This window comes from Lentzea sp. NPDC036949, assembly GCF_055608075.1.
Genome location: NZ_JBVJRA010000010.1, coordinates 26813 through 39180 on the forward strand (window position 1 = coordinate 26813; position 12368 = coordinate 39180).

A 12368-nucleotide genomic window follows, 5' to 3' on the forward strand; every position below is an offset into this window, starting at 1 on the left:
CCGATGTCCAGCACCCCGGTGCGCGAGGAGTACGAGCGCGACCTGCTGGTCCAGCTGAACCGCCGCTGGGCCGGGCGGGTGGCCGTCAAGAAGGACGAGCTCGACCTCGACGGGCACTTCGACCCGCGCCTGCCGGACTTCCCGGAGCACCTCGTGCCGGTGCTCGCCCTGCCCGGTGCCGAACGGCTCGACCGCGACGCCCGCGAGCGCATCCTGTCCGCGGCCTGGATCGCCTACAACGCCAAGACCGCGGCCATCGAGGACGAGATCATCCTGCCGGCCTGCGGGCTGATGCTGCACGGGAACATCCCGGTACGCCGCGACGACGCCGCCGTCGAGGCGCTGCACCAGACGATGCTCGACGAGCACTACCACATCCTCATGTGCCACAACGCCGTCGGCGTCACGCGGCGGCGCAGGGACATGAGCGACGTGCGGTTCGCACCGGGCGGCTGGTCGGTGGTGCAGGGGCTCGCGGCGGCACGCACCGGGCTGTCCGGGTTCGACCGCGACATCGTCGACATCGCGTTTTCCCTGGCCGCGGAGACGACGATCAGCGGGTTCCTCTCGACGCTGTCCACGGCCCAGGACATCCAGCCGATGAACCGCATCACCACCGACCTGCACCGGCGTGACGAGAGCGGTCACGCCGTGGTGTTCCGCGAGCTGTGCGGATCGCTGTACCGGCGCCTGGACTCCGCGCAGCAGCGGATGTTCCGCGAGGCGCTCGTCAGCGGCCTGACCGCGTTCCGCTCCGCCGACCTGGAGCCGTGGGTGGCCGTCGCGGCACAGGGCGGTTTCGAGATCGGCGCCGACCAGCTGCGCGAGTGGGCGGCGGCCCGGCCCGTGCCGAAGCGGGACAACGGACCGCTGCAGCTGCTGCTCGACGACCTGGGCATCGGCCACGACCTGCTCGGGACGTGACGCGACGACCCCGCCCCACCACCCCAGGCGCCCACCGAAGCTGGTGATGAACCCATGCGCGTTCTGCTCGTCGACAACTACGACTCCTACACCTACAACCTGTACCAGCTGCTGGCAGAGGTGTACGGCGTCGCGCCCGTGGTCGTGCGGAACGACGACGCCGGCTGGGAGCACCTCGACCTCGACGGCTTCGACGCCGCGGTCATCTCGCCGGGACCGGGGCACCCGGCGCTGTCCCGCGACTTCGGCCGGTCCCGCGACGTGCTGGAGCACGGCCGGCTGCCGGTGCTGGGCGTGTGCCTGGGCCACCAGGGCATGGGACTGCTGGCGGACGCGCGGATCACCCCCGCCCCGCAGCCGCGGCACGGGCACCTCACCACGGTCCGGCACGACGGCGAAGGCTTGTTCGCGGGCCTGCCGCAGGACTTCACCGCCGTGCGGTACCACTCGCTGAGCGTCGCCGAGCCGGTGCCCGCGCACCTGGAGATCACCGCACGGGCCGAGGACGGCGTGGTGATGGGCCTGGCGCACCGTGACCGGCCGTGGTGGGGCGTGCAGTTCCACCCCGAGTCGATCTGCACCGAGCACGGTGCCCGGCTCGTGGCGAACTTCCGCGACCTGGCCCTGAGCGCACACCGGCGCACCAACGGGCACGGCCTCACCGGCAACGGCACCGGCACCGCACTGCCTGACGCACCGTCCACAGTGCACTCTCCAGATGCACCGCTGCGGGCGCACATCAGGATTCTGGACAAGGCCGTCGACACCGAGGCCGCGTTCCAGACCGCGTTCGGTGCGAGCCGGCGGGCGTTCTGGCTCGACAGCGCGCACGTCGAACCGGGACTGGCCCGCTTCTCGTTCCTGGGCACCGCCGACGCACCCGGTGCCGAGATGCTCACCTACCGGGTGGAGGACGGGCACGTCGTCGTGGACCCGGCCGGAGGCACCGCGCGGTTCGAGAGCGGCACGATCTTCGAGGCGCTCGACCGCCGCACCGGCCGCGTGGTCGCCGGCACCGAGGGGCTGCCGTTCGACCTCACCGGCGGGTACGTCGGCTACTTCGGGTACGAGCTGAAGGCCGACTGCGGCGCGAACAGGGCCCACCGGTCCGACACCCCGGACGCCGTGTGGCTGCAGGCGGACCGGTTCATCGCCGTCGACCACGCGGAGAACCGCACCTACGTCGTCGCCGTGGGCGAGCAGCGGGACCTGGCAGCGGCCGAGGAGTGGACCGGCACGACCGTCCGCGCGCTGGCCGACCTGCCCGCTCCGGCACCGGACCCCGTTGCCGCGCAAGCGGAACAGCACGACGTGTCGGGGTTTCTCGTCCGTTCGCAGGAGCGGTACCTCGCCGACATCGCCGAGTGCGACCGGCGGCTGCGCGAGGGCGTGAGCTACGAGATCTGCCTGACCGACAAGCTCCGCCTGCCCGCACCGGCCGACGACTTCGCCTACTACCGGCGGCTCCGGCGGCTCAACCCGGCGCCGTACGCGGCGTTCCTGCGGCTGGGCGACGTCACGGTGCTCAGCTCCTCGCCGGAGCGGTTCCTCAAGGTCGACGCCACCCGCACCGTCGAGACCAAGCCGATCAAGGGTACCGCGCCCCGCCACCCCGACCCGCGCACCGACGACGAGCGGCGGCGCTCGTTGCAGATGGACCCCAAGACCCGCGCGGAGAACCTGATGATCGTGGACCTGCTGCGCAACGACCTCGGGCGGATCTGCGAGGTCGGCAGCGTCACCGTGCCGTCGTTGATGGCCACCGAGTCCTACGCCACCGTGCACCAGCTGGTCTCCACGGTCACCGGCACGCTGCGGGCCGGCACGTCCGCGGTGGACGCCGTGCGGGCGTGCTTCCCCGGCGGGTCCATGACGGGAGCGCCGAAGCTGCGCACCATGGAGATCATCGACGAGCTGGAGACCGAGGCCCGCGGCGTCTACTCCGGCGCCATCGGTTTCCTGTCCCGCAACGGAACCGCCGACCTCAGCATCACCATCCGCACCGCCGTGAGCCACGGCGGCGAGCTGACCATCGGCGCGGGCGGCGCCATCGTGCTCGACTCCGACCCCGCCGCCGAGTACGACGAGATGCTGCTCAAGGCCCAGGCCACCCTGCGCGCACTGCCGAAGGCGAAGGTCCCCGACGATCGGAAGGCCCCCTGATGACCGAACACCCGCCACGCTCGGTGCTGCTCGCCTCGCCCCGGTCGTTCTGCGCCGGGGTGGAGCGGGCCGTCGAGATCGTGGAACGACTGCTCGACCAGCGCGGTGGCCCGATCTACGTGCGCAAGCAGATCGTGCACAACGTCCACGTGGTGCGCGGTCTGGAGGCCCGTGGCGCCGTGTTCGTGGAGGAGCTGTCGGAGGTTCCTCCCGGTGCCACGGCGGTGTTCTCCGCGCACGGCGTCTCCCCCGCCGTGCGCGCGGAGGCCGTGGAACGGTCGCTCGACGTGGTCGACGCGACCTGCCCGCTCGTGGCCAAGGTGCACACCGAGGCCCGCCGGTTCGCCGAGCGCGGCGACACCATCGTGCTGATCGGCCACGCCGGGCACGAGGAGGTCGACGGCACCCTCGGCGAGGCGCCCGACCGGACGGTGCTCGTGGAGACCGTCGCCGACGTCGAGGCGCTGGAGATCACCGGCCCGGTCTCCTACCTCACCCAGACCACGCTGGCGGTCGACGAGACCGCCGAGGTCGTGGCGGCGTTGCAGCGCAAGTTCCCGCAGCTGCGCGGACCCGGTTCCGACGACATCTGCTACGCCACCACGAACCGGCAGGTGGCGATCCGCGACGTCGCCGCGCGGTCCGACCTGGTGCTCGTCGTGGGCTCGAAGAACTCCTCCAACTCGGTGCGCATGGTCGAGCTGGCGGCCCGCACCGGCACCCCGGCGCACCTGGTCGACGACGCCTCGGAGATCGACCCGGCGTGGCTGGAGGGCGTGACCGCGGTGGGGCTGTCGGCCGGTGCCTCGGCGCCACCGGAACTGGTGGACGAGGTCGTCGCCGCGTTGCGGGAGCTGGGCGTGGTCGACGTGTCGACGCACACCACCGCCGTCGAGACCATCTCGTTCACCATGCCGTCGGCGGTGCGCCGTGCCGACTGATCACACCGGTCACCGCAAGATCATGTTAGCGATAACATTTAGGTTGTCCGGAAGTGGTCATCGAATCGTCGAACGTGCTTGTAAAGCCGGGATGGCACCCTGGTCCAAAACCTCACCACGGACGTTAGCGCTCACATCGAACCGTTGACCGGTCGGTGAGGTCGTGGCTACATTCGGTCGCGGAGCCACGACGGTGCGACGTCGCACCACTCGCCGAGCAACCGGAGCGCGCCATGTCCTCATCGTTGAGTCGACGCAGGCTTTTCCAGGCAGCGGGCGTGGTCGCGGTCGCGACCACCGCACCCTCGTTGGTCTCCGCCGCGGCCCAAGCGGCCGCGGTGCCGCCGGTGCGCGGTGACGCGGGGGTGTCGGCCTACGCCTTCGACCTGTCCGAGGTCCGGCTGACGTCCGGGCGGTGGCAGGAGAACCAGAACCGGACGTTGTCGTACCTGCGGTTCGTCGACGTGGACCGGCTGCTCTACAACTTCCGCGCCAACCACCGGCTGTCGACGAACGGCGCCGCCGCGCTGGGTGGCTGGGAGGCGCCGAACTTCCCGTTCCGCACGCACAGCCAGGGCCACTTCCTCACGGCGTGGGCGCAGGCGTGGGCGATGCTGGGCGACACGACGTGCCGTGACAAAGCGAACTACATGGTCGCGGAACTGGCCAAGTGCCAGGCGAACAACGGTGCGGCCGGGTTCAACACCGGGTACCTGGCCGGTTTCCCGGAGTCGGACTTCGACGCGATGGAGTCCGGCTCGCCGAAAGCCGTGTCGTACTACTCGATGCACAAGACCCTCGCCGGGCTGCTCGACGCGTGGCGCTACCTCGGCAACAACCAGGCGCGCGACGTGCTGCTGCGCCTGGCCGGCTGGGTGGACTGGCGCACGTCCCGGTTGTCCTACAGCGTGATGCAGCGCGTGCTGGGCACCGAGTTCGGCGGCATGAACGCCGTGCTCGCCGACCTGTACCAGCAGACCGGCGACTCCCGCTGGCTCGCCACGGCCCAGCGGTTCGACCACGCCTCGGTCTTCGACCCGCTGGCGGCCAACCAGGACCGGCTGGCCGGCCTGCACGCCAACACGCAGGTGCCGAAGTGGATCGGCGCGGCCCGCGAGTACAAGGCGACCGGCACGACCCGGTACCGCGACATCGCCTCGAACGCCTGGAACATCACCGTCGGCGCGCACACGTACGTGATCGGCGGCAACAGCCAGGCCGAGCACTTCCGCTCCCCCAACGCGATCGCCGCGTACCTCAACACCGACGCGTGCGAGGCGTGCAACACCTACAACATGCTGAAGCTGACGCGGGAGCTGTGGCTGCTCGACCCGAACAGGGCCGCGTACTTCGACTACTACGAGCGCGCCCTGATCAACCACCTGATCGGCCAGCAGAACCCGGCCGACCCGCACGGCCACATCTGCTACTTCACCGGCCTCAACCCCGGTCACCGGCGCGGCAACACCGGGCCGGCGTGGGGCGGCGGCAACTGGAGCACGGACTACACCACGTTCTGGTGCTGCCAGGGCACCGGCCTGGAGAACAACACCAAGCTCGCCGACTCGATCTACTTCTACAGCGGCACCACGCTGACGGTGAACCTGTACGCGCCGTCGGTGCTGACGTGGTCGGCGCGCGGCATCACGGTCACCCAGGCCACGACCTACCCGGCGAGCGACACGACGACGTTCACCGTCACCGGCAACGTCAGCGGGTCGTGGACGATGCGGTTCCGCATCCCCGGCTGGACGTCGGGCGCGACCATCAGCGTCAACGGTGCCGCGCAGGACGTGACCGCCACGCCCGGTTCCTACGCGTCGCTGACCCGGTCGTGGACCTCCGGTGACGTGGTGGTGCTGAAGCTGCCGATGCGCGTGATCGCCCAGGCGGCCAACGACAACTCGAACGTCGTCGCGCTCACCTACGGCCCGGCGGTGCTGGCGGGCAACTACGGCAACTCCAGCCTGTCGGGGTTGCCGTCGCTCAACGTGAGCTCCGTGACGCGCACCAGCTCGTCGGCGCTGGCGTTCACCGCGACGGCGAACGGCACGCAGGTCAACCTCGGGCCGTTCCACGACGCGCACGGCTTCAACTACACCGTCTACTGGAACGCCGGCGGCGGTGGTGGCACGACGAGCCACCGGCTGGTCAACGTCGCCACCGGCATGGTGCTCGGCGTGCAGAACATGTCCACTTCGGACGGTGGGCTGGCGGTGCAGTGGCACGACAGCGGTACCGCCGACCACAACTGGCAGATCGTCACCGACGGCGCCGACGTGCGGTTGCGCAACGTGCACAGCGGCAAGGTGCTGGGCGTGGAGAACATGTCCACCGCCGACAACGCCCGCGTCCTGCAGTGGTCGGACAACGGCACCGCCGACCACCGCTGGACGCTGCTGCCGCAGGGCGACGGCACCTACAAGGTCCGCAACGCCAACAGCGGCAAGCTGCTCGGCGTCCTCAACGGCTCCACCGCCGCCGGCGCTCAGATCGTGCAGGACCCGGACAACGGCAGCGCGGACAACCGCTGGCGCCTGGTCCAGAACTAACTCCCCTGCTTGCCCCGGGCATCTGCAAGTACCACCAACTCTTGATCAAATCGCCGCTGACTGCACCCAACCTGTTCGCCGGTCGCCGAAGCAGCAGGTGACGGGAGGACGAGTTGGTAGTGGAAAAGTGCTCGATGATCTTGAGTTGGTGGTACTTGCAGATGCGGGTGGAGCAGGGGGTCAGAGCGGGCCGCCGGGGCGCCGCCCGGAGGTCAGCGCCTCGACCTGCTCGGCCGTGAACGGCGCGCCGAGCAGGTCGTCGCGCACCGCGTGGCAACGGAACATGTCGGCGATGTAGTGCATCCGGTCCGGCAGGTCGGCCCAGTCCCGCGCGGCCGTGTCGCGCAGGCTGTCCGGCGTCGGGTCGACCTGCGCGAGCAACGCCAGCAGCTCCGGGTCGGCCAGCTCTGCCAGCAGCGGCGGGAACGCGGCCGGCAGGTCGTCGCTCAGGTCGAGCACCTCACCACCGGGCAACGCCAGCGTCATCAGGTGCCGGGTCACCGCACGGCGGACCACCGCACGCGCCTGGTCGGCCAACTGCTCCGTGGCGATGCGCACGGCGGTCCGGCGGCCGAGCACGAACAACACCGCCTTGCGCAGCCACCGCACCACCCGGCTACCGGGCAGCAGCAGCTCGAACAGCCGCCGTTCGAGCTCGCGGGGGTCGACCACGGGCGCCTGCATCGCGGCGGCGATCTCCGGCTGCAACCGCGTCTGCTCGTGCAGGCCGACCTCGATGTTGGCCAGCAGCAGCAACTCCGCGCGTTGCTTGGGGTCGTCGGTGGTCATCGCCCGGTGGTACCGGCCGAAGGCCTGGCGCAGGTACCGCTGCCCCTCCGGCGGCTCACCGGACCGCAGCGAGTCGCGGAACTCCCCGATCGGCTCGTCCGCACCGCCGCTGAAGCCGGCCAGGAACCGGGCGAACTCCCGCGCGACCTCCTCGAAGACCTTGAGGTTGCCCCGCGCCGCCGCGGCACCGACGTCGTCAAGCCGCGCGGTCGTCAGCACGGCCTGCCGCACCACGCCGTGCGCGTGCTCCAGCACCTCCCGCGGCACACCCCGCCGCAGCCCGCGCACCACCAGGTCCACGCCGGCGGCCACCTCGGGCGAGGCCTTGAGCAACCGCTCGACCGTGCGCGCCAGGTCCTCCTGCCGGATCGACTGCCCCACCTGCTTCGACGCCCACACCGCGAAGGTGCACCAGTTCGCGCCCCCGCCGGTGCGCGCGGCCAGCGCCCGCGACAACCGGTGGTAGCAGTGGGTGATCTGCAGGTTGCGGACGACCGGGTCGGCGTGAGCGCAGATCCGTTCCACCTCACCGACCACCGGCGCGCTGTCGTCGCCGAGCACGTGCACGTCCACACCGGACCGGCTCATCGGCTGACCTCTCCTCTCAGGAACCACACCTTCAGGGTGGGCCAGATCATCGCCTGGCTTGCGCGAACGCTGAAGCAACTGGTCGTGGCGATGCAGTTGGATGCACTTGAAAGCATCTCAATCCTATTGCCACACCTTGCCTTCTCCCAATCTCCTCCCGCCATCCTCCCATGTTCAGCCTGTACCTACCGTTGCGGACGTCGAACGCCTGTACGCGAATCAAGTGGTCGTCGATGGTCCAGCGACGGCGTGGTGTGCGTTCGAGTCCCCGGCGGGCGTACCAAAGGATGGGGGTCACCTGCTCGTGCAGCAGACCCGTCGCGTACTTCGAAACCTTCCTCAAAGGCGACTACGACGAAGACCCAAGCCTGACCGAGCGATGTGTGCAGCGGTTCACGAAGCTGAGCGAGATGGCACTGAGCGATGGTGAGTCGTTGGAGCTCATCGCCGAGGCTGCCGCCGAGCTGCAACACATCCGGTAGTCCGACACCCAGACCACCACCTGGCCCGCCAAGACCGCGCACGCCGACGGCCTGACCGACTGGCAGCCGCAGGCGGTGCAGAGCTTGTTGTCCTGCAGTACGACGAGGGCAAGATCTAGTACGTCAACGGGGGCAGCACCGCGGTCGCGCGATGTGCGACGCTGGCGTCGCCTGCACCATTACCGCCGATAACATGTGGAACTCGACCTCGCACCCACTTGCGCTTGATCAGCACGAACAGAAGTCGCGATCGCAGGGTGGTGTCTCGATCGAGTGAGGCCCTCGATCGACACCATGTCGTCATGACCTCTACGACCACGGCGGAAGTCGACCACGGTCGCCCTGCGGCTGGCGACGTCGATACGCACCTCACCTGGCTGCGTTGGCTCGCCAGCGCCGGTTCGGTTGCCGGGCAGTTCGCCGGCCGGGCCGGTGAGTTCATGCGTAAACAGCTGCGCTCGGTCCCGCGCATCGGCGGCACGAAGGACATCGTCATCCTGACTGACCTGTACGGGAGGCAGGCGTGAGTGAGCGGTCGCTGGGCGCACTGGCCGCCCGGCACGATCTCGGTGAGGCCACCACCCTGGAGGGTGCTGTGCGCGCGCATCTCGGCCCGACCGCCGGTGTTCACGATGTCGAAGCGATCGTGGGCGACTACCTGGCGGCGTTGAACAGGGTGCTCGACCCGGTCGGGCTGTACATCGAGGACGACGAGGTCTTCGCGGACGGGTGGGTCGACGCCGAGGTGGATGTGGCGATCGACGACGCGTTCTTCCGTGTCGACCTGACGGCCATAGCGGCAAACCACCGGCGCTGAGGACCTTTCACTCAATCGAGGCACGGTGCGATTCGTATTAGTCGCTACATCAAGCACGGCAACTGCGCCCGCCAGGCCATGCGTCTGGCGGGGTCCCTGCTTTTGTCGGTGCCTCGTGCGAGCATCGATGCCGATCGGAGGGGCACGGTGGCAACGATCGGCGAGGTCGGGGACGGACTCAACGGGGCACTCAACAAGATCGAAGAAGCGATCAGTGCGGCACACGCGGCGGCGGATCTCGCCGAGGAGGCTTACGAACTTCTGGGGGCTGCTGGGACGGGTTCGCTTCAAGCGGATGTTGAAGAAACACGTGCCATGTTCACGAAGGCAGTCGAGGGCATACGCGAGCCCGAGGGGTTGACGTCGGGTCTCGGCTCGGCGGCGGACGCGATCAAGAGCATGGTCAGTCGGTTGCAACTCGACGGCGGCCCGCCAACTTCGCCTTCACCCGCGCCTCCCGCATCTCCGGCGCGTTCTGGTGGACCGAAGCCGGGCTCACCCGAGCACATCCAGAAGCTCCGCGATCAGCTTCCCCCACCCGTCGAGGCGAGCACAGGCCAGAAGACGCACGGGCGGTGGTTCGCGGACGGAGTCGATGACACGGAAATCGTGAGCGGACAAGGAGCCGACGCCGCTGACGTCGCGGAGTGCCTGAAGTCGCTCCAACTTCCGCGTCCCGGGCTGCCGTTCTCCGCGTGGCACGTGGAAACGAAGCTCGCGGTGCACATGCGCAACAACGACATCCAGCACGCTACGGTTCTGATCAACAACCTTCCGTGTCCCGGTGACTTCGGGTGCGAGGTGCTCGTCGGGGCGATCCTGCCCGCCGGCTCCACGCTCACGATCTACGGTTCGGACGGGTACAAGCAGACGATCGCAGGAGGGACACGGGCACCGTGGCAACGCTGAAGGCCGTTTTTGATCGCGAGTCGGCGAAATCTCCCGTACTGATCGACTCAGAGGAAGAGTTGTCCGCGTTGATCGATCGCGTGATCGCGCTGCCCGGCGACAAGCCGGTTCCCGCGATCGTCGAGCTCGCGGTCAACGACGACCCGTATGGCTTCCCTCACCTGTATGCGGGCATCGGCATGAAGTCCGGTTTCGTGCACGAGTTGTGGGAACCGGCCCGCGCGACGCTTGGCGACCAGAACGCCGCAGGGACGGAGCTGTTCGACTTCGCGGCCAACACCCAAGAGATCCCCGCCGAGCAGGTGGTACCCCTGAAGACGGTGCGGAGAGTCCTCACCGCGTACTTCGAGCACGGCGGCAACATCCCCGCGGACTTCGCGGATCTCCACCGACTTGCGCACAAGTAGTTCGCCGTCCAGGTCCGCAGGTTGCGGTTCATCCGGACACACCTCCCGCAACGAGTACCACGGACAGATGCAGTGCGCCCCTTCCAGGCGAGCCGATGTACTACACGATTGAGTGGTTCTACTGATCGGGCTGCTGCCGAGAGTCTCAACGCTGTTGTTTGATGTTGCGAGCACGGTGGAGCTGGGGGGAGGGCTTGCGAACACGGACGTGACGATTTTCCTCGCCACGCAATACCGGAAGAGGCCGACGAGCTGGCCGACCGCATCGCGGTGATCGAGGGCGGCCAGGTCGTCGCGGAGGGCCCGCGGCCGAGGACACGCTCGCCGAGGCCACGTGCGACTGACGGCAGCCTCGCCCTCCAGGTGCCGACCGACGGCAGCGTCCGCGAGGTGCAGCCCGTGCTCGCCGCATCGACGACATCGGTGTCGATGCCGAGTCGCTGACCGTCCGCGCACCCGATCTCATCGATGCGAACAGAGCAGCAGCCAGTCCCTGTCAGCGGGAATCGTCACTGGCAGCGGTCGCGTGACGTTCCGCCATCTCAGTTAGCTCGATCGTGGTAGTCCGGGCGTATGAGGGTTTAGGTCGCGTAGTAGCGGGCGCCCACGCGATCGGTGGTGAGTGCCGTTTGTCTCAGAGCGATCGCCACGAAGGTCAGCAGGGGTGACCACCCAGGGTGTGACGTGTGCTCGATGGTCTGTGTTCGTGCCCATGATTCGAGCAAAGTCGTTCTTCAATGGCACCAGCCACTTCTCTGGGCCGATCGGGTGAACGTTTGAGTACTGAGCGGATTTCGGACGTCTACAGAATGAAGGAGCAGGACCGACAGATTCTTCGGTAGCCCTCACGGAAGGCCGTTGAAGAGTACTTCGATGCCTTTCCTGCCTTCATTGGACGAGCACTGCATCTTCCCCAGAAGGAGAACAAATGCTTTTGCCGAGAAGTCCGCGCGCCGTCGCTGCCACAGCAGCGGCATCGGTCCTGCTGTCCCTGACCGTGGCGACCCCGTCGGCCATGGCCGCTCAGGGTTGTTCCACCACACCGACGTTCTGCGCGTGGGACCAGCCCTACTTCCAGGGAAACGTCTACAACGTGACGAACCCCTCCCCCACCCCGGTGCTCAACCTCCTGCTCGGTCCGCGGACCTGCTACGACCTCAAAGGACCGCGAAAGTCGTTCAAGAACGAGACGGGGTACTCGGCCGTCGTCTACGACGACGCGAACTGCACCTCCCTGAACGCCGTGACGATCGCGAGCGGCTACATGAACAACAACCTCTCGATCGGTAGCGTCGTGTTCATTCCGGCCTGACCGGACCAATCGATTTACCGGGTCACGTTGACCTGCCCGTTCCACATCGATATCAGGTGACCAAGGAGGCTGTGATGTTCGCTCAGCACGTATTCCTCGGCGCGGTGACCGCCGTCAAGGAGCAGAGCGCGGTGGAGGCGCTCATGGTGGAGCCCGAAGCCGGTGTCAGTGACGCGCCGCGGCGCGTCGACGTCCCGCAGGCGCTGCTGCTGCTCAAGCTCAAGCTCTCGCCCCCGCTGCCCAAGGAGCCCAAGCACTAGCACGGGTTCGGCCCCGGACCGCCGGGGCCAGCCGCAAGTCGAGTGGAAGGGCTGTTGGTACCGGTGAACGATGAACGACTGCAAGTGTCGCTGATGGACGCGGCGGCCAAGGTCGCCGACCGCGTTCTCGGCGCCGTGGACGGCGCCCAGGACATCGGGCTCGCCGACTACATGAACACCGGTGCGGACACGGGCATCGCCCTCGGGGCGGTCCGGTTGATCGG

General features: G+C 68.5%; 12 protein-coding genes. 11 read left to right on the top strand and 1 reads right to left on the bottom strand.

Translation table 11 applies throughout. The features are described from left to right. Nucleotides 1–3 precede the first annotated feature (3 nt). The 4 genes from ACZ7CD_RS26480 to ACZ7CD_RS26495 all read left to right on the top strand — a co-directional run bounded on the left by ACZ7CD_RS26480 (nt 4) and on the right by ACZ7CD_RS26495 (nt 6580). Nucleotides 4–924: an AurF N-oxygenase family protein gene (locus ACZ7CD_RS26480; protein WP_470379915.1), complete on the top strand. Its 921-nt coding sequence runs from the start codon at nt 4–6 to the stop codon at nt 922–924. A 54-nt stretch (nt 925–978) separates the two neighbouring features. Next, nucleotides 979–3087, top strand: coding sequence for an aminodeoxychorismate synthase component I (pabB, locus tag ACZ7CD_RS26485; RefSeq protein ID WP_470379916.1), 2109 nt, complete (start codon nt 979–981; stop codon nt 3085–3087). Beyond that, nucleotides 3087–4028 (top strand): 4-hydroxy-3-methylbut-2-enyl diphosphate reductase, encoded by a 942-nt coding sequence (gene ispH / locus ACZ7CD_RS26490; protein ID WP_470379917.1) that lies wholly within the window; start codon nt 3087–3089, stop codon nt 4026–4028. The genes pabB and ispH overlap by 1 nt, the downstream gene beginning before the upstream one ends. 233 nt (nt 4029–4261) lie before the next feature. Continuing rightward, nucleotides 4262–6580 carry a beta-L-arabinofuranosidase domain-containing protein gene (locus tag ACZ7CD_RS26495; RefSeq protein WP_360393236.1) on the top strand — a complete coding sequence of 773 codons (2319 nt, stop codon included), beginning with the start codon at nt 4262–4264 and terminating at the stop codon, nt 6578–6580. Nucleotides 6581–6760: 180 nt separating this feature from the next. Here ACZ7CD_RS26495 and ACZ7CD_RS26500 read toward each other — a convergent pair whose 3' ends face one another. Beyond that, nucleotides 6761–7957 (bottom strand): hypothetical protein, encoded by a 1197-nt coding sequence (locus tag ACZ7CD_RS26500; RefSeq protein ID WP_470379918.1) that lies wholly within the window; start codon nt 7955–7957, stop codon nt 6761–6763. A gap of 170 nt (nt 7958–8127) precedes the next feature. Here ACZ7CD_RS26500 and ACZ7CD_RS26505 point away from each other — a divergent pair, with 170 nt between their 5' ends. The 7 genes from ACZ7CD_RS26505 to ACZ7CD_RS26535 all read left to right on the top strand — a co-directional run bounded on the left by ACZ7CD_RS26505 (nt 8128) and on the right by ACZ7CD_RS26535 (nt 12144). Further along, a complete protein-coding gene (locus tag ACZ7CD_RS26505; protein ID WP_470379919.1) occupies nt 8128–8439 on the top strand; it encodes a hypothetical protein in 312 nt (103 codons plus the stop codon). A gap of 302 nt (nt 8440–8741) precedes the next feature. Further along, nucleotides 8742–8966 carry a hypothetical protein gene (locus ACZ7CD_RS26510; protein ID WP_470379920.1) on the top strand — a complete coding sequence of 75 codons (225 nt, stop codon included), beginning with the start codon at nt 8742–8744 and terminating at the stop codon, nt 8964–8966. After that, nucleotides 8963–9256 carry a hypothetical protein gene (locus ACZ7CD_RS26515; protein ID WP_470379921.1) on the top strand — a complete coding sequence of 98 codons (294 nt, stop codon included), beginning with the start codon at nt 8963–8965 and terminating at the stop codon, nt 9254–9256. The genes ACZ7CD_RS26510 and ACZ7CD_RS26515 overlap by 4 nt, the downstream gene beginning before the upstream one ends. Before the next feature lie 147 nt (nt 9257–9403). Continuing rightward, nucleotides 9404–10165 carry a DddA-like double-stranded DNA deaminase toxin gene (locus ACZ7CD_RS26520; RefSeq protein WP_470379922.1) on the top strand — a complete coding sequence of 254 codons (762 nt, stop codon included), beginning with the start codon at nt 9404–9406 and terminating at the stop codon, nt 10163–10165. After that, nucleotides 10153–10572, top strand: a complete 420-nt coding sequence (locus ACZ7CD_RS26525) for an Imm1 family immunity protein (protein WP_470379923.1) — start codon at nt 10153–10155, stop codon at nt 10570–10572. The genes ACZ7CD_RS26520 and ACZ7CD_RS26525 overlap by 13 nt, the downstream gene beginning before the upstream one ends. A 928-nt stretch (nt 10573–11500) precedes the next feature. Continuing rightward, on the top strand, nt 11501–11884 hold the full coding sequence (locus ACZ7CD_RS26530; protein WP_470379924.1) for a peptidase inhibitor family I36 protein: 384 nt from the start codon (nt 11501–11503) through the stop codon (nt 11882–11884). 74 nt (nt 11885–11958) lie between these two features. Then, nucleotides 11959–12144 carry a hypothetical protein gene (locus tag ACZ7CD_RS26535; protein ID WP_470379925.1) on the top strand — a complete coding sequence of 62 codons (186 nt, stop codon included), beginning with the start codon at nt 11959–11961 and terminating at the stop codon, nt 12142–12144. Nucleotides 12145–12368 lie beyond the last annotated feature (224 nt).